We start from the raw sequence: 17,416 nt of genomic DNA on the forward strand, positions 1-17,416 counted from the left end.
CCACTCACCAAACGAACACAGCAGCATCCCCTCTCGCTCAAAACGTGATAGTCATCACGCTTTATCGTTTCATTGCGAAAATATTTCATCATTTTGTGATGCACATATAGCCACTTTGTCATAAAAGTGTAACATCTGCGCCCTTCTTCACAGTCCTTTGTGCTGATAACCACTAGGCTGTGCGCGAAATGGAACATTTAACCCTGCACTGGCCGGATTTTGTTCCTTTTGCTGAACATCCATCAGGGTGTCAGTTTTATAAGCCACGGGAGGCCGTTTACATGCTAAGTATTTTCAAACCTGCTGCACATCAACCGCGTGTCGATGACAGCCGCGTCGATCCGCTGTACCGCAAACTGCGCTGGCAGATCTTTCTGGGTATTTTCTTTGGCTACGCCGCCTACTATCTGGTGCGAAAGAATTTCGCACTGGCAATGCCTTACCTGGTTGAGCAGGGCTTTTCGCGCGGCGACCTCGGCTTTGCCCTGTCCGGGATCTCCATTGCTTACGGCTTCTCCAAATTTATTATGGGTTCGGTATCGGACCGCTCAAACCCGCGCGTATTTCTGCCTGCTGGCTTGATCCTGGCCGCGGTGGTGATGCTGTTTATGGGCTTCGTGCCGTGGGCGACGTCGAGCATTATGGTGATGTTCGTGCTGCTGTTCCTGTGCGGCTGGTTCCAGGGAATGGGCTGGCCACCGTGCGGACGCACCATGGTGCACTGGTGGTCGCAAAAAGAGCGCGGCGGTATCGTGTCGGTGTGGAACTGCGCGCACAACGTTGGCGGCGGGATCCCTCCACTGCTGTTCCTGCTGGGGATGGCGTGGTTTAACGACTGGAAAGCCGCGCTGTATATGCCTGCCTTCGGCGCCATTCTTATCGCCATCTTTGCCTTTGCTTTAATGCGTGACACCCCTCAATCCTGCGGCCTGCCGCCGATTGAAGAGTATAAGAACGACTATCCGCCGGACTATGATGAAAAGCATGAAGAAGAGCTGACGGCGAAACAGATCTTTATGCAGTACATCCTGCCCAACAAGCTGCTGTGGTATATCGCGCTGGCGAACGTGTTCGTCTATCTGCTGCGTTACGGCATCCTCGACTGGTCACCGACCTACCTGAAAGAGGTGAAGCACTTCACGCTGGATAAATCTTCGTGGGCCTACTTCTTCTACGAGTACGCCGGTATTCCAGGGACGCTGCTGTGCGGCTGGATGTCGGATAAAGTCTTCAAGGGCAATCGCGGTGCCACCGGCGTGTTCTTTATGGTACTGGTGACGATTGCCACCGTGGTGTACTGGATGAACCCGGCCGGCAATCCGGGCGTTGATATGGCGTGTATGACGATTATCGGCTTCCTGATCTACGGCCCAGTGATGCTGATTGGCCTGCATGCCCTGGAGCTGGCACCGAAGAAAGCGGCAGGGACGGCGGCCGGATTCACCGGGCTGTTTGGCTACCTCGGCGGTTCCGTCGCGGCCAGTGCCATCGTCGGTTACACCGTGGACTTCTTCGGCTGGGACGGCGGCTTTATGGTGATGATCGGCGGCTGCGTACTGGCAGTGATCCTGCTGTTTATGACCATGGTAAGTGAGAACAAACACAAGCAGGCACTGAAAACTCGCTGAAAGGAGACGCCATTATGTTGAAAAACGTTATCGCAACTTTACTGCTTTCGACCTCTCTCGCGGCTACGGCCGCGAGTACCGCACCCATCGTGATTGCCCATCGCGGGGCCAGCGGGTATCTGCCGGAACATTCGCTGCCGGCGAAGGCGATGGCCTATGCCCAGGGTGCCGATTATCTTGAGCAGGATCTGGTGATGACCAAAGACGATCGTCTGGTGGTGCTGCATGACCACTACCTCGATCGCGTCACCGATGTTGCCACGCGCTTCCCACAGCGTGCCCGCGCAGACGGGCGCTATTACGCCATCGACTTTACGCTGGCCGAGATTAAAAGCCTGAAGTTCAGCGAAGGGTTTGAGATTGAGAACGGCAAAAAAGTACAGACCTTCCCAGGACGTTTCCCGATGGGAAAATCGGACTTCCGCGTGCACACCTTCGAGGAGGAGCTGGAGTTTATCCAGGGTCTGAACCACTCTACCGGCAAGAACATCGGTATCTATACCGAGATCAAAGCACCGTGGTTCCATCGTAAGGAGGGCAAAGACATCTCGGCGAAGGTGCTGGATGTGCTGAAACAGTATGGTTATAGCGGCAAGGACGATAAGGTTTATCTGCAGTGCTTTGACTATAACGAAGTGAAGCGCATCAAAACCGAGCTGGAACCGCAGCGCGCGATGAACCTCAAGCTGGTGCAGCTGATTGCCTATACCAAATGGGATGAAACCCAGGAGCAGCAGAACGGCAAGTGGGTAAATTACAGCTACGACTGGATGTTTAAACCGGGTGCGATGAAGACGATTGCACAGTATGCCGACGGTATCGGGCCGGATTACCACATGCTGATAGCGGACGGATCACAGCGCGGCGACGTGCGCGTCACCGACATGGTTAAAGAAGCGCATCTGAATAAGATGGTGGTGCACCCTTACACCGTGCGCGCCGATCGGCTGCCGCCGTATGTCAGTGATGTCGACCAGCTGTATGACCTGCTGTACCACAAGGCCGGCGTCGACGGGCTGTTTACCGACTTCCCGGATAAAGCGGTGCATTTTTTAGGACGATAAAACGTAGGGGTCAGGCATGCCTGACCCGTTTTAAAAGCTTAGACGTTAAAGAGCTCGCGCAGATACTTCGGCACCGCCAGATCGGCATTTGAACCAATCACTTCCAGCTCCGGCAAAATATCCTTCAGGCGCTGATGCGAGTTGCTCATCACGCAGCCCTTACCCGCCATGCTCAGCATCTCTTTATCGTTCATGCCGTCACCAAAGGCGATGCACTCCTGCAGCGAATAGCCGAGCGATTTTGAAACCGCATCCAGCGCATGTCCTTTCGACACGCCGCCCGCCATCACTTCCAGACAGGTCGGCAGCGAGAAGCTGACATTTACCCGGTCGCCCCAGCGCGCCATCAGCGCCTGCTCCAGCGGCACCAGCAGCTCGGGGATCGCGCAGGTAAAGAACACCTTGCTGATGCCGTCGGTCTGCAGCTGGCCCGGCTGAAAAATCTGGTAGTTAAAGTCTGATTCGCGGAAGAAATCCACCTCTTCCGGACGATGGCGGTTAAGAAACCACTCTTCATCGCGATAGACGTTGGTGTAGATATCGGGGTTGGCGTGCTGCATGGCAAACAGCTCTTGCGCGATATCTTCATCCAGATTATGGCTGAACACCAGCTCACCGGCGGTGTTGTGCACGCGCGCGCCGTTTGAGGTGATCATGTAAGCGTCGATGCCGAGGCTGTCGCGCATCTGCGCCACATCAATGTAGTGACGACCGGTGGCGAAGACAAAGTGCACGCCTTTACGCGTCAGCAGCTGTAGCGTTTCGCGCGCAAAAGGAGAAAGGGTGTGATCCGGTGACAGCAGCGTGCCATCCAGGTCTGAAGCAACAATATGGAACATAAAACCTCTGGTTAACATTTTCTGGCGGGACTCCCCGCCGGTCACTGAATACTGGCCACTTACGGGTGGCGTGCAAAGAAGGTGAGGATCGCCTCCAGCGCTTCGGCACGCATGCGGTCGCTCTCAAACAGGATCTCGTGCCGGGCACCGTCAATCACCAACGGTTTGCCTCCGGCACAGGGCTGGCCTGCCGCCACCATCGTCTGACAGAACAGATCCTGAGCGCGGTTATCCACCACCTTATCCTCTGATGCCTGCAGCAGCAGCAGCGGCGTGCCAATCTGCGCGGCCTGACTGAGGATGCTCTGCCCGGCGCGCACGCCTTCACGCACCCAGTGATAAGTTGGTCCGCCGACGCGCAGCCCCGGGTCGTCAGCGTAGAAGCGCAGATTACGGCGATAGCGTTCGCGGCTGTGCGTCAGCTCGTTGATGGCAAAGGGGCGCGCATGCCATTTCCCGGTGCCGAGCGCATAGCCATCGCGCACCGCCGGGCGTTTCTCCGCCCAGTTAAGGATCTGATGCGCCATCCACAGCGGCATCGGCAGATAGATGCCGAACATCGGCGATGCCAGCGCCACCGCGTCGAAGGCTGCTGGCTGGCGCGCCAGCATCAGCGCGAGGATCGCCCCGCCCATCGAGTGGGCCAGCGCGTAGCGATGACGATAGTGGCGTGCGACGATCTCTTTCAGATACAGGGTTTCCAGATCGTCGACGTAATCTTCAAATTCCACCACGTGTCCGCGATGCGAATCAGCAAGAAGCCTGCCGGAGCGCCCCTGGCCACGATGGTCGATAATCACCACGTCGTACCCACTGTGGAACAGGTCGTAGGCCAACTCGGGATATTTCACATAGCTTTCAATCCGGCCGGGACACAGCAAAATAACTTTATCGTGTTGCGGGGAGATGAAGCGGACATAGCGGATCGGCACGTTTTCCACGCCGGTAAACTCACCCTCTTCACGCTGCTTCCAGAAATCCAGCAGCGGGCCGGTGGCAAAAGCGGCGAAGGCTCTCTCCCGCATCAGCCAGCTGTTTTTAAGATGTTCCATCGGGCGTTTTCCAGAAGAGACAAACTGCGGGCAGCGGACATTGTTACCCATAGCGCAACGTTCAACAATGTCGTATTGTGTCACAATTGAGCGTTTTCAGGGAGCTTTACCCCATGACCATCGAATGGTGGCTAACCTATTTGTTAACAACCAGCATTTTAAGCCTGTCGCCCGGCTCCGGGGCGATTAACACCATGAGTACCGGCATTAGCCACGGCTATCGCGGTGCAGTGGCCTCCATTGCCGGGCTGCAGGTCGGGCTTTCGCTGCATATCGTGCTGGTCGGCGTTGGGCTGGGTGCGCTGTTTTCTCAGTCGGTGCTGGCGTTTGAAATTCTCAAGTGGGCGGGTGCCGCATATCTGGTGTGGCTGGGCATTCAGCAGTGGCGCTCATCCGGCGCGATTGACCTCGGCGCGGTGGCGAAGGCGATGCCGCGCCGCAAGCTGTTTCGCCGCGCAGTGCTGGTCAATCTGACCAACCCGAAGAGCATCATTTTCCTCGCCGCACTGTTCCCGCAGTTCATTATTCCGCATCAGCCCCAGGCGATGCAGTATCTGGTGCTCGGCGTCACCACGGTGGTGGTCGATATCATTGTGATGATTGGATACGCCACGCTGGCGACGCGCATTGCGGTATGGATTAAAGGCCCGCAACAGATGAAGTTGTTGAACCGGACGTTTGGTGGGTTGTTTATGGCGGTGGGTGCGCTGCTGGCTTCGGCGCGCAGAATGGCCTGAATAATTGGGGCGGGCGGCAAAAATGTCGCCCGCGGCAAATGCAGGAGAGGCCGACCGTTTTCCGCTTGGCCCGCCGTTATCCATTACTCCACGTCGTCGCCGTCGACGTGTTCTTTAATCATCACCAGGAACGGCTTGCCAAAACGTTCCAGCTTCTTATGACCGACCCCGTTCACGCTCAGCATCTCTGAGGCGGTAATCGGCATCTGCTCTGCCATTTCAATCAGCGTCGCATCGTTAAATACCACGTATGGCGGCACGTTCGCTTCATCCGCAATCGCTTTACGCAGCTTGCGCAGTTTGGCAAACAGCTTGCGATCATAGTTGCCGCCGAACGACTTCTGGCTGCTGCTGCGCGGCTTAATGCTGACCAGGCGCGGTACCGCCAGCTGGAGCGGCGCTTCCCCGCGCAGAATTGGCCTGGCGGCTTCGGTCAGCTGCAGCGCCGAGTGCATCGCAATGTTCTGCGTCACCAGACCGAGGTGAATGAGCTGGCGCAGCACGCTGGTCCAGTGCTCGTGCGTCTGCTCGCGGCCAATGCCATAGACTGGCAATTTATCATGCTGCATATCGCGGATGCGCTGGTTGTTGGCCCCGCGCAGGATCTCGACGATATAGCCCATCCCGAAACGCTGACCCACGCGGTAAATGCAGGACAGCGCTTTCTGTGCCTCCACCAGTCCGTCGTAGCGGCGCGGCGGATCGAGGCAGATATCACAGTTGTCGCACGCCTGCTGACGGCCTTCGCCGAAGTAGTTCAGCAGCACCAGGCGGCGGCAGGTTTGCGCTTCGGCAAACGCGCCCATCGCATTCAGCTTATGGCGCTCGATATCCTGCAGCGGGCCTGGCGCTTTCTCTTCCAGGCACTTACGTAACCAGGCCATATCGGCCGGATCGTACAGCAGCAGCGCTTCAGCAGGCAGACCGTCACGCCCGGCGCGGCCGGTTTCCTGATAGTAGGATTCGATATTACGCGGGATATCAAAGTGCACCACGAAGCGCACGTTGGGTTTGTTGATGCCCATGCCGAATGCGACGGTCGCCACCACGATTTGCAGATCGTCGCGCTGAAACGCTTCCTGCACGTGCGCACGGTGGGCGTTATCCATTCCGGCATGATAAGCCCCGACGCTGAGCCCACGGCTTTGCAGTCGGGCTGCAGTGTCTTCCACTTTTGCCCGGCTGTTACAGTAAATAATGCCGCACTTACCGCGCTGATCCTGCACATAGCGCAGCAGCTGTTCGGTCGGTTTGAATTTTTCCACCAGCGTGTAGCGGATATTGGGGCGGTCAAAGCTACTGATCTGGATCAGCGGATCGTCAAGCTGTAACAGGCGGGCAATATCGTTACGCGTGGTTTCATCGGCGGTCGCGGTCAGCGCCATCACCGGCACATCCGGCAGGCGCTGGCGCAGCTGGCCTAAAGCGCCATACTCCGGACGGAAATCGTGGCCCCACTGGGAGATACAGTGAGCTTCATCGACCGCCAGCATTGCCGGATTGCAGTGCGTCAGCTGGTCGAGGAAGTTGTCCATCATCAGACGTTCAGGCGCAATGTACAGCAGGCGGATGCGGCCAGTACGACAGCCCGCCATCACTTCCTGCTGCTCTTCACGGTTCTGCGTCGAGTTGAGGCAGGCTGCCGCCACGCCGTTTGCCAGCAGCTGGTCCACCTGGTCTTTCATCAGCGAGATCAACGGCGACACCACCAGCGTCAGCCCTTCGCGCACCAGCGCCGGGATCTGATAACAGAGTGATTTTCCGCCGCCGGTCGGCATGACTACCAGACAGTCGCGGCCGTTAAGCGATTCCTGAATGATAGTTTGTTGCCCCGGACGAAACTGCTGGTAGCCGAAGGTATCGCGTAATACCTGCTCTGCCAGCGTTTCTTTATTGATGACTGCTGCCGTAGACACATTGTCCCCAAAATCTGAAGTGACTGAATTTTTAACCGGGCGGCAGTGCCTGCCCGGTAAGCGGCGACCTTAGAAGAGGTCGTTGAGCGTCACGCCGACACCGACGCGCGTTTGACGATGATTGTAATCGATCAGGGATTCACCATAACCGCTATACACCTGCGTGTAAAAACGCACATGCTCAGTCATTGGGTAGCTCCAGCCCAGTTCAGCGCCGCCGTAGCCGCTGTTCCAGTTATACTGGCTCTTCACGCTGAAGATGCTCTCGCCCCACTGATATCCCACCGTCAGGCGATAATACCCCATGTACTTAGTGATATCCGGGTTATCGTCATTATTTTCATTTTCTGGAATACGGTACCAGGGTTTCACTTCCACCAGCCAGTTGCCGTTTTCCGCCATCAGACGCGCATAGACGCGGTTCCAGCTGCGCGAGGTTGGGTCGGAGCGGCCGTTGGACTGATGGTTCACACCGGTTTCCACATCGCGCAGCGTCCAGCCGCCCAGGCTGTAGTCTGTTGCCCAGCCGAGGAAGACCTGTGGCTCGTAGTCAGTTTCGCGGAACGGCGAAGAGGCGCTGCGGTTAGAGAGCTGCCACCAGGATTTCTGAGTATAGGATGCGCCAAGCACCGAGTTTTCACCGAGAATGCCGCGCCACAGCGGGAATGCGAGGCTCAGCTGAAACTTCACTTCATCGTGTTTCGTTTTGTCCCAGTTATAAGACTCGATCGCTTCCTTATTAATGTTGCTGGTATCGGTATACAGCAGATAGTTGCTTTCATAAGGCAACAGGACAAACGGGTTGTCGTGTTTCTCCAGCATGTTGGCAATAATACTGCCCTTCACCGCAGGACGGTCATGAATCACTTTAACCGTGGCTTCCTGAGCCAGCACTAATGTAGGAAACAGAATTGCTGACGCCAGCAATCCTTTCAGCAGAGCCATAGGGTTCTCCCAGAGAGGCGAATGATTGAATAAAAAGCACGCCATTCTACACAGAAAAATCATGAGGGATTAGTGCTCATTTTCGAAAGTGGAAAGCACTAACAACGAAGCATAATATACACACTCCGTTAACCTGACTTTCACTCAGCACGCATCACAGGAAAAGCCGATAATGTCAGCAGTACCTATGGATCAGGCTGCCGCCCGCCGCCTGATCGGTGAAATTTTTGTCTACCACATGCCCTTCAATCGCGCCCTGGGGCTGGAACTTGACCGGCTGGAGTCCGATTACGCCGAGCTTAGCCTGGCCGACCAGACGATGCTGGTCGGCAACTCCGCGCAGAAGATCCTGCACGGCGGGGTGATTGCATCGGTGCTGGATGTCGCCGCCGGGCTGGTGTGCGTCACCAGCGCGCTGACCCGCCAGGAGAGTATTACCGAAGAGGAGCTGCGCCAGCGATTATCGCGCATGGGCACCATCGATTTACGGGTGGATTACCTGCGTCCGGGGCGCGGTGAGCGCTTTATCGCCAGCAGCAGCCTGCTGCGCGGCGGTAATAAAGTGTCGGTGGCGCGCGTCGAACTGCATAACGATGCGGGCCTGCATATCGCCAGCGCCACGGCCACCTATATGATTGGCTGAGTCAGCTGCGCGCATAGCGCGAGAGAAAACGTGCCAGCGCCGGGCCGGTGAACAGAATGGTAAACAGGCGCAGCGTCTGCATCGCCATCACAAACGCCATATCCACCCGGCTGCCGGCCGCAATGATCGCCACGGTATCCAACCCGCCGGGGCTGGTTGCCAGATAGGCCGTGAGCATATCGACATGCAGCGTTTTGGTCAGCATCCATGCCATCGAGCCACACAGCAGCATCAGACCAATTATCGATATCACCATCTGCGGCAGCGTGCGCAGCGCCAGCAGGAATACCGGGCGGGTAAAACGCAGCCCGACGGTCCAGCCAATCAGCGCATAGGCCAGCGCCAGCAGCCACTCCGGCACCTGCAAACTCAGCGTTCCACTGGAGTGCAATGTCGCGCCAATAATCGCCGGGAGCAGCAGTGCGCCGGAAGGGATGCGAAACTTTTGCCCGAGAAATGCGCCCAGCAGCATCACGCCAATCGTGGCGGCAAACGGCGAGCCAAGTGCGGGAAACCAGTCAGTATCGGCCGCATGTGCGCTGTCGCCTAAGCCGATACGCGCCACAATGGCGGCAGCGGTAGCGACAAACAGTACCCGCAGATACTGCATAAATGCCACCAGCCGGGTATCAGCCCCAAAGTCCCCTGCCATCGCCACCATGGCGGATGCCCCGCCAGGGGAGGATCCCCACGCCCCGGTCGGCCCCGGCAGGCTACTAAAGCGCACCAGTAAAAACCCGGAGAGCGCACTGGCCGCCAGCGTCAGGATCAATACCGCCAGCACTATCGGCCAGTCGGCAATCAGCGGTTGCAGGATAGATGGCGACAGGCTCTGAGCGATCATGCAGCCCAGTACCGCCTGGCACAGCACGAAAATACGTTTATCAATGCGGATGGTTGCACCACATAGCCCCATTACCACGCCGACAATCATCGGGCCAAGCAGCAGCGCCGCCGGTACGTGAAAAGTCTGGAGTATAAAACCGAGTAACAGCGAGACGCCAAGCAGAATCGCCCACTGCCCGTGCAGGGAAATGCGTTCCATAGAGTAAAACTTTATCTATTGAAAGAAGAGGTTAAAGAGTACGCGTTGCCGCCGGGATGCGCCAGCCCAGGAAGGGCGTAAGAATTCAGGGCAGAAAAAAACCCCGTTGGTGGCGGGGTTTAATTCTGACTTTTGGCTTCTGCCGATAAACCGGGAAAGCCTGCGTGGCATATCCATCCTCAACGATTGGAAAATATCATCTGTGCAAAATTAAATCAATCCAAGCGTTGTTTAATTCATCTCCAGGGATATAATCACGCGGTTGAGGAAATTATGATTAACCTTGCTGCCGTGACCTTATCCCTGGTGTTGGCTTATTCAGTGTATTAACTAATAAGTCCTGCCTGTAACAGGTGGTGCTGACAGGGCCTTTAAACGGTAGCGTGGCATATCCTTCCTCAACAGATGGAAACACCGGAGGTACAGGCGAAGGGAGGCGAAACCGGTGGTGACGTCGCGCTCCACAGAGATGGAGGAGCGGGTTATGTTGGCAATTATTGCTGCGGTACTTAACCTGATTGCAGCGCTGCTGCAATTGATTGAGCCGCTGATTTAATTAGCGGTTCGGGAGAGGGATCTCACAATGACCAGGCGGGGTCCCGATCCCATCTTTCTTTCCTTTTCTCCACTCAGTCACCTTCACCCTGTCGCATCTCACCATCAGGCAATGCGCCACTCCAGGACCCGTCTTGTATTCATCGTCCCGCCGCATCAACCATCCCTAACCGTGGCAAAATGCCGCGTCTGATGAGAAGCCTCGTCAGCCTTAACCTTAGCGCGAGGTTAATGAGCAGAGTCGTGCTGCTATTTACTGATAATGAGTTAACAATAAAACCGGTCGTTCAAGCTGCCAGTAATTGTCTACGTAAGCAAACCCCGCAGAACGCGGGGTTTTTACTCTTATCTTACAGCCAGTTTTTACGCTTAAAGTAGGCGTAAGGTGCCAGCCCCGCCAGGATCATCAGGGTAATCGCCCCTGGATAGCCAAAGCTCCACTTCAGCTCCGGCATAAATTCAAAGTTCATCCCGTAGCTGGAAGCCACCAGCGTTGGCGGCAGGAACACCACCGAAACCACCGAGAAGATCTTGATAATGCGGTTCTGCTCAATATTGATAAAGCCCATTGCCGCCTGCATCAGGAAGTTGACCTTCTGGAACAGCGACTCGTTGTGCGGCAGCAGGGATTCGATATCGCGCAGGATCTCGCGCGCCTGCTCCAGCTGGTTACCCGGCAGGCGGGCCTTGCGCACCAGGAAGTTAAGCGCGCGCTGGGTATCCATCAGACACAGGCGCACTTTCCAGCCAATATCTTCCAGCTCCGCCAGCGTAGACAGCGCTTCGTCGAAGGCATCGCCCTGCTGCCCTTCCATAATCACGCGGCTCAACTTTTCCAGGTCGCTGTAGATATTTTCAATCTCATCCGCCAGCTGTTCGATCTTGGTTTCAAACAGGTCAAGCAGCAGCTCGAAGGCATTGCCGTCGATTAGCGTCTGATTGCGGGCGCGCATGCGGTAGAGACGGAACGCCGGCAGCTCGCGCTCGCGCAGCGTATAGAGTCGCCCTTCGCGGATGGTGAACGCCACGGTGGAGTTACCCGCGTGATCATCCGCATCCTCATAGAAGAAAAAGGAGTGGATATGCAGGCCATCTTCGTCTTCGAAGAAACGCGCCGAGGCTTCGATATCTTCCAGTTCCGGACGTGTCGCAAGGCTCTGACCCAGTTCGGTCTGCACACGGTCACGCTCGGTTTCTTCGGGTTCAATCAGGTCGACCCAAACGGACCCCGTCAGCTCTTCACTGGCATCAGCATCATCCAGTTCAAGGCGGGTCAGACGGTTTTGATGCAGTTTAAATGCGCTCAGCATAGCTGTACTCCCAATTCGTAACAACAAATGGGACAAAGCGTTGAACACGGGAAACAAGCGTTTCAGTCAGCGAGCAAAACTGACTCAGTGCGACGATATACGGGGGTCGCCAACAACCACGAAGGCTATCGGCAAAGGAGGATAGCCTTAGGAGTTGTACCTGGTGAGCAGGTCAATGAGCCAGTATGTACTGGGTGTGTCCAAGGCGGGTGTCCTCTAAGGGTAATGGTGGGCGCATGTTACGCTGAGACGAAAAAGCCGTCAAGCAGGCCACGCGCCCGTAAAGTATCAGACTGTTTCCAGTTTCGCGTAGGCCGCAACCAGCCACTTTATGCCCTGCCCCTGGAACGCGACCTGCAGACGACTGTGTTCGCCGCTGCCTTCCAGATTGACGATAGTCCCTTCACCAAACTTGGCGTGGCGCACGCGCTGACCAAGGGCAAAGCCACTGTCGTTTTGTGCTACCGGCGTGCCCATGCGCTGATGATTCACCGGGCGGGTAACGCTGGCGCGCAGGCGAACCTCCTCGATGCACTCTTCCGGCAGCTCGCCGATAAAGCGCGACGGACGGTGATACACCTCTTTGCCATACAAACGTCGGGTTTCCGCATAGGTCAAGGTCAGCTTTTGCATGGCACGCGTCACGCCAACGTAGGCTAGACGACGCTCTTCCTCCAGCCGCCCGCCCTCATCCAGCGACATCTGGCTCGGGAACATCCCCTCTTCCATGCCGACGATAAACACCTGCATAAACTCCAGCCCTTTGGCCGAGTGGAGGGTCATCAGCTGCACCGCATCCTGCCATTTGTCAGCCTGGCCTTCACCCGCTTCCAGCGCGGCATGGGACAGGAACGCCTGAAGCGGCATCAGATCTTCATCTTCATCCTGATAGGCATACTGGCGCGTGGCGTTTACCAGCTCCTCAAGGTTCTCAATACGCGCCTGGCCCTTCTCACCTTTCTCCTGCTCGTACATGATCCACAGGCCGGAGTCTTTGATTACCCGGTCGGTCTGTACGTGCAGCGGCATCTCAACCGTTTCCTGCGCCAGCGAGTCGACCAGTTCGGTAAAGCGCTGCAGCGCGGAGGCAGCACGCCCGGCCAGCGCTTTCTCCTGCAATAGCGCACGCGTAGCCTGCCACAGCGTCAGCTGGCGCTCGCGCGAAGTCTGGCGCACCACATCCAGCGTGCGGTCGCCAATACCGCGCGTTGGCGTATTCACCACGCGCTCAAATGCCGCGTCATCGTTGCGGTTAGAGATCAGGCGCAGATAGGCCAGCGCATCTTTGATCTCCTGCCGTTCGAAGAAACGCATCCCGCCGTAAATCCGGTAAGGCAGGCTGGTTTGCAGCAGCGCCTCTTCCAGCACGCGCGACTGGGCGTTACTGCGGTAGAGAATGGCACAGTCGTTCAGCGCGCCGCCGTTCTCCATCCACACCTTAATGCGGTTTACCACAAAGCGCGCTTCGTCCAGCTCGTTAAACGCGCAGTAGATGGCGATCGGTTCACCGTCGCTGTCTTCGGTCCACAGCTCTTTACCCAGGCGCCCGTTGTTGTTAGCGATCAGGGTGTTGGCGGCTTTAAGGATGTTGTTGGTCGAGCGGTAGTTCTGCTCAAGACGGATAGTTTCCGCGCCGGGAAAATCGTTGAGGAAACGCTGGATATTTTCCACCTGCGCCCCGCGCCAGCCGTAGATTGACTGGTCATCATCGCCGACGATAATCACTTTGCCGCTGTCGCCCGCCAGCATGCGGATCCAGGCGTACTGGATGTTGTTGGTATCCTGGAACTCGTCCACCAGAATATTGGTGAAGCGCTCGCGGTAGTGATTAAGGATATGCGGCTTGTTCAGCCACAGCTCGTGTGCACGCAGCAGCAGCTCGGCGAAGTCCACCAGCCCGGCGCGATCGCAGGCTTCCTGATAGGCCTGGTAGATCCTCAGCCAGGTCTGCTCAATCGGGTTGCCGTAGCTCTCAATATGTTTCGGCCGCAGCCCTTCATCTTTTTTGCCGTTGATGTACCACATCCCCTGGCGGGCCGGCCACTGCTTCTCATCAAGGTTCATCGCCTTGATCAGGCGCTTAAGCAGGCGCAGCTGGTCTTCACTGTCGAGGATCTGAAAATCCTGCGGCAGGTTAGCATCGAGGTGGTGCGCACGCAGCAGGCGGTGCGCCAGGCCGTGGAAGGTCCCGATCCACATGCCGCCCTGACTGGTGCCGATCAGCTGCTCGATGCGGTGGCGCATCTCCGCCGCCGCTTTATTGGTGAAGGTGACGGCCATGATCGAATACGGAGAACAGTTTTCAACCGCCATCAGCCAGGCAATGCGATGCACCAGCACGCGGGTTTTACCACTGCCGGCACCCGCCAGCACCAGCAGGTTGCTGCGCGGGGCGGCTACGGCTTCGCGTTGTTTGTCATTCAAGCTGTCGAGCAGGTCAGAAACGTCCATAGGCACCGTCGGAGATCGGGGGCGGCGTCAGGCCACCCACTGGATATTTAACCAGCTTATTATACAAGCGCAGTTAAAGAAGCCAACTGCGAAATTTCCAGCGTGGGAAGCAGGCGGGTATCGTCGATATGCATCAGATTCCCTTCACGCAGGTTAATCCAGCACGCCTGCATCCCGCAGCGAACCGCACCGGCAACATCGGTGGTGAGATCGTCACCGATATGCAGGATCTGCTCAGGACGCAGATTCAGCTTTTCAGCCGCCGTTTGATACATATCCTGATACGGTTTAGCACGCCCGTCCGGACCGGCACGCAGCACAAACTGGAAGTAGTGATCCAGCCCGCACAGATGCGGTTCAGCGTTACCGTTGGTGATCGCCACCAGCGGAATGCGTTTGGCCAGCGCGCTCAGCGTCTGGTGCGTCTCTTCAGGAATGTCGATCTGGCTGCGCCAGTGGGCGAACACGTCCATCACCTCGCGCGAGCCGCTGGCGGCCTGGGTCGCAGCAATACCGACATCCAGCATCGCCTGCTCAACCGCACGGCGGCGCCATTCGCTAACGTCATGATAGATTTCCGGCTCGGCGGCCAGCAGGCGATCGCGCACCTGCTGATACTGTTCAACGCTGTAATCCTTCAGTAAAGGATGATGCGCCTGCAGCGCAGCGTGGGACTCTTTAGTGGTACGACGGATCACTGGGGAGTTGTCATACAGGGTGTCGTCGAGATCGAAGGTCATCGCCGCAATCGGGCGCAGTGGTCGGTAAAAGTGCATCAGGATTTTCCTCGTTTCGCACGGGGATGAGCAGCATCGTAAACCGACGCCAGGTGTTGAAAGTCGAGATGAGTATAGATCTGGGTGGTGGTCAGGTTGGCATGACCCAGCAGCTCCTGCACCGCACGCAAATCTCCGCTGGATTCCAGCATATGCGTGGCAAAAGAGTGGCGCAGTTTGTGCGGATGTACGTGGCCCGACAGCCCCTGCTTCACGCCCCATTCGGCAAAGCGCTTCTGTACATTGCGCGCCGAGATACGCCGGCCCTGTTTCGCCAGGAACAGCGCGTTATCTTCGGGTGCAAACAGCTCGCGCAGCGCCAGCCAGTGTTCAAGCCACAGCACCGCCGTGCGGCCAATCGGCAGGCGGCGCTCTTTGCTGCCTTTACCCATCACCCAGACTTCACCCGTCGCGAGGTCGAGATGACCGAGGTCGATACCGACCAGTTCAGACAGACGCAGCCCTGCGCCGTACATCACTTCCAGCATCGCCCGGTCACGCACCGCCAGCGGATCGTTAAGGTCGATCTCCAGCAGGCGATCCACTTCATCGACATCAATATTTTTCGGCAGGTGGCGCGGCGCACGCGGCGTCGCCACCCCTTTCGCCGGATTCGCTTTAATCACGCCCTGGCTAATCAGCCAGTCAAGAAAACTGCGCAGCGCAGAGAGGCGCAGCGCCAGGCTGGCGGGTTTCAGTCCGCTGCGGCTGCTGCGTGCAGCCAGCGAACGTACCAGCGCGGCATCGAGGCGCGGCCAGTCGCTGACCTTGAGTTCGTCCAGCAGGGCGATAACTGCCGTCAGCTGGCGCTGGTAGTTGATCTGGGTCAGCGGGCTGAGCTGGCGCTCAACCTTCAGGTAACGCAGGAAGCCCTCTACGGCAGGTTGCAGAGGCGATTCGCTGCTCACACGCGCTCAATCCAGCGCGACAGCAGCTGCGGCAGCATTAGCGCCAGGTGCTGGAGCAGGACGGTACCCATCCCGGACTGATAGTGCTGGCTGTCGCGGCTGCTGAAGATCAACACGCCGAGGTCGCCCTCTTCGCCCAGCAGCGACATGGCGACTGAACCGATGGCTTTCGCCTGCGGTAACAGCAGCAGCAGTTCAGGGCCGTTGAGGCTGCCGAGATAGTGATTCTGCTTGCCAAGACGCTGAATGCGCACGGATTCGAAAGCCTGACGCGGCAACGCCAGCTGGGTGAAATCGGATGGCGCACCGATCTGCCATTTCTCGCTGAACAGGCGGATGTTCGCCCCGGCCAGCCCAAATTCACGCGCCCAGCGGTGCAGACGATTCAGCATCTCATGCAGGCTCGGGGCCGAAGCCAACTGCGCCTGCAGCGCAAACAGCCGATCGAACAGCTGCTGGTTGGCGCTCGCCTGCTCCATCAGCAGCGTAATCTCTTCTTCCAGCTGCTGGATATGGTTGCGCTGGCGCGCCAGCTGCCACTCGACCAGCGACACGGTGCCGCGGACCGGGTGCGGTACCAGCATCTGTTCAACCTGGCGCGCATTGCGAATAAAGAAGTCTGGATTTTGCAGCAGAAAATCGCTGACGGCGCGATCGTCCAGCAGAAGTTCGCTCTCTTCCTGCTGTGGCTCCCCGACATATTTCATAGATGAATAAACCCGTCGTAAACGTGAGTGGCTGGCCCGGTCATGTACAGCGGATGCCCCGGACCTTTCCAGGCGATGTGCAACGTGCCGCCAGGCAGATCGACCCGCACTTTATCGCTCAGCAGCGCCTGCTGAATTCCCACCGCCACCGCCGCACAGGCGCCGCTGCCGCAGGCCTGGGTTTCTCCCGCGCCGCGTTCATAGACGCGCAGGCGAATGTGTTCACGGCTGACCACTTCCATAAAGCCGACGTTAACGCGCTCCGGGAAGCGCTCGTGGCTTTCCAGCACCGGTCCGAGGACCTCGACCGTGGCGGTCTGAATGCTTTCAACCTGCAGCACGCAGTGAGGATTACCCATCGACACTACGCCGCACATCACCGTTTGCTCAGCGGCGCGCATCAGATAGATTGATTCAGCTTTGTTGGCGCGGAACGGCACCTGCTGCGGCTCAAAATTCGGCTCGCCCATATTCACGCACACCAGTTCATCCTGGTTGACGCTCAGCACCATGCGGCCATTTTGCGTACTGACGCGAATATCGCTTTTATTGGTCAGCCCTTTCAGGCGCACAAAGCGGGCAAAACAGCGGGCGCCATTGCCGCACTGCGCTACTTCACTGCCGTCGGCGTTGAAGATACGGTAGTGAAAATCGAGATCGGGATCGTAAGGCGGTTCGACGATCAGCAACTGATCAAAGCCGATCCCCAGATGACGATCGGCCAGGCGGCGGATCAGCTCTGGAGAGAAATAGACGTTTTGCGTGACGGCATCCACAACCATAAAGTCGTTGCCAAGGCCCTGCATTTTTGAGAACTGCATTTTCTGCTCCGCCGGGTGC

Annotated in this window: 15 protein-coding genes; 4 read left to right on the forward strand and 11 right to left on the reverse strand. The window is 57.5% G+C overall.

Annotated features, from left to right (window positions below):
- Nucleotides 1-281: 281 nt before the first annotated feature.
- Nucleotides 282-1,628, forward strand: a complete 1,347-nt coding sequence (gene glpT / locus ID864_RS21825; RefSeq protein ID WP_048914380.1) for a glycerol-3-phosphate transporter — start codon at nt 282-284, stop codon at nt 1,626-1,628.
- 14 nt (nt 1,629-1,642) lie between these two features.
- Complete coding sequence (gene glpQ, locus ID864_RS21830) at nt 1,643-2,692, forward strand: glycerophosphodiester phosphodiesterase (protein ID WP_048914379.1); 1,050 nt, start codon at nt 1,643-1,645, stop codon at nt 2,690-2,692.
- 38 nt (nt 2,693-2,730) lie between these two features.
- On the opposite strand, the gene yigL is transcribed toward glpQ, so the two are convergent.
- Both yigL and pldB read right to left on the reverse strand, forming a co-directional pair.
- Nucleotides 2,731-3,531 (reverse strand): sugar/pyridoxal phosphate phosphatase YigL, encoded by an 801-nt coding sequence (yigL, locus tag ID864_RS21835; RefSeq protein WP_062818058.1) that lies wholly within the window; start codon nt 3,529-3,531, stop codon nt 2,731-2,733.
- A 59-nt stretch (nt 3,532-3,590) separates the two neighbouring features.
- Complete coding sequence (gene pldB / locus ID864_RS21840) at nt 3,591-4,583, reverse strand: lysophospholipase L2 (protein WP_191150355.1); 993 nt, start codon at nt 4,581-4,583, stop codon at nt 3,591-3,593.
- A gap of 113 nt (nt 4,584-4,696) precedes the next feature.
- Here pldB and rhtB point away from each other — a divergent pair, with 113 nt between their 5' ends.
- On the forward strand, nt 4,697-5,320 hold the full coding sequence (gene rhtB / locus ID864_RS21845; protein ID WP_048914374.1) for a homoserine/homoserine lactone efflux protein: 624 nt from the start codon (nt 4,697-4,699) through the stop codon (nt 5,318-5,320).
- 83 nt (nt 5,321-5,403) lie between these two features.
- Here the strand turns inward: rhtB and recQ are convergent, their stop codons facing one another.
- Together recQ and pldA are read right to left on the reverse strand one after the other, a co-directional pair.
- Entirely contained in the window at nt 5,404-7,236 is a 1,833-nt protein-coding gene (recQ, locus tag ID864_RS21850; RefSeq protein ID WP_048914373.1) for an ATP-dependent DNA helicase RecQ, read from the reverse strand.
- Nucleotides 7,237-7,305: 69 nt separating this feature from the next.
- Complete coding sequence (pldA, locus tag ID864_RS21855; RefSeq protein ID WP_048914372.1) at nt 7,306-8,181, reverse strand: phospholipase A; 876 nt, start codon at nt 8,179-8,181, stop codon at nt 7,306-7,308.
- Nucleotides 8,182-8,353: 172 nt separating this feature from the next.
- Here pldA and ID864_RS21860 point away from each other — a divergent pair, with 172 nt between their 5' ends.
- Nucleotides 8,354-8,824 carry a thioesterase family protein gene (locus ID864_RS21860; protein ID WP_191150356.1) on the forward strand — a complete coding sequence of 157 codons (471 nt, stop codon included), beginning with the start codon at nt 8,354-8,356 and terminating at the stop codon, nt 8,822-8,824.
- A 1-nt stretch (nt 8,825) separates the two neighbouring features.
- On the opposite strand, the gene ID864_RS21865 is transcribed toward ID864_RS21860, so the two are convergent.
- The 7 genes from ID864_RS21865 to dapF all read right to left on the reverse strand — a co-directional run bounded on the left by ID864_RS21865 (nt 8,826) and on the right by dapF (nt 17,397).
- The gene (locus tag ID864_RS21865; protein WP_099753793.1) at nt 8,826-9,869 is read right to left on the reverse strand and encodes an AbrB family transcriptional regulator; all 1,044 of its coding nucleotides are present in this window, start codon (nt 9,867-9,869) and stop codon (nt 8,826-8,828) included.
- A 905-nt stretch (nt 9,870-10,774) separates the two neighbouring features.
- Nucleotides 10,775-11,734 carry a magnesium/cobalt transporter CorA gene (gene corA, locus ID864_RS21870; protein WP_048914369.1) on the reverse strand — a complete coding sequence of 320 codons (960 nt, stop codon included), beginning with the start codon at nt 11,732-11,734 and terminating at the stop codon, nt 10,775-10,777.
- Between the two features lie 288 nt (nt 11,735-12,022).
- Nucleotides 12,023-14,185, reverse strand: a complete 2,163-nt coding sequence (gene uvrD / locus ID864_RS21875; RefSeq protein ID WP_048914368.1) for a DNA helicase II — start codon at nt 14,183-14,185, stop codon at nt 12,023-12,025.
- Between the two features lie 59 nt (nt 14,186-14,244).
- On the reverse strand, nt 14,245-14,961 hold the full coding sequence (gene yigB, locus ID864_RS21880) for a 5-amino-6-(5-phospho-D-ribitylamino)uracil phosphatase YigB (protein WP_133622252.1): 717 nt from the start codon (nt 14,959-14,961) through the stop codon (nt 14,245-14,247).
- Complete coding sequence (gene xerC, locus ID864_RS21885) at nt 14,961-15,869, reverse strand: tyrosine recombinase XerC (RefSeq protein ID WP_048914366.1); 909 nt, start codon at nt 15,867-15,869, stop codon at nt 14,961-14,963. The genes yigB and xerC overlap by 1 nt, the downstream gene beginning before the upstream one ends.
- Nucleotides 15,866-16,576, reverse strand: a complete 711-nt coding sequence (locus ID864_RS21890; RefSeq protein WP_191150357.1) for a DUF484 domain-containing protein — start codon at nt 16,574-16,576, stop codon at nt 15,866-15,868. The genes xerC and ID864_RS21890 overlap by 4 nt, the downstream gene beginning before the upstream one ends.
- Nucleotides 16,573-17,397, reverse strand: a complete 825-nt coding sequence (gene dapF, locus ID864_RS21895) for a diaminopimelate epimerase (RefSeq protein ID WP_191150358.1) — start codon at nt 17,395-17,397, stop codon at nt 16,573-16,575. The genes ID864_RS21890 and dapF overlap by 4 nt, the downstream gene beginning before the upstream one ends.
- Nucleotides 17,398-17,416 lie beyond the last annotated feature (19 nt).

Source organism: Erwinia aphidicola, assembly GCF_014773485.1.
Classification (GTDB): Bacteria; Pseudomonadota; Gammaproteobacteria; order Enterobacterales; family Enterobacteriaceae; genus Erwinia; species Erwinia aphidicola.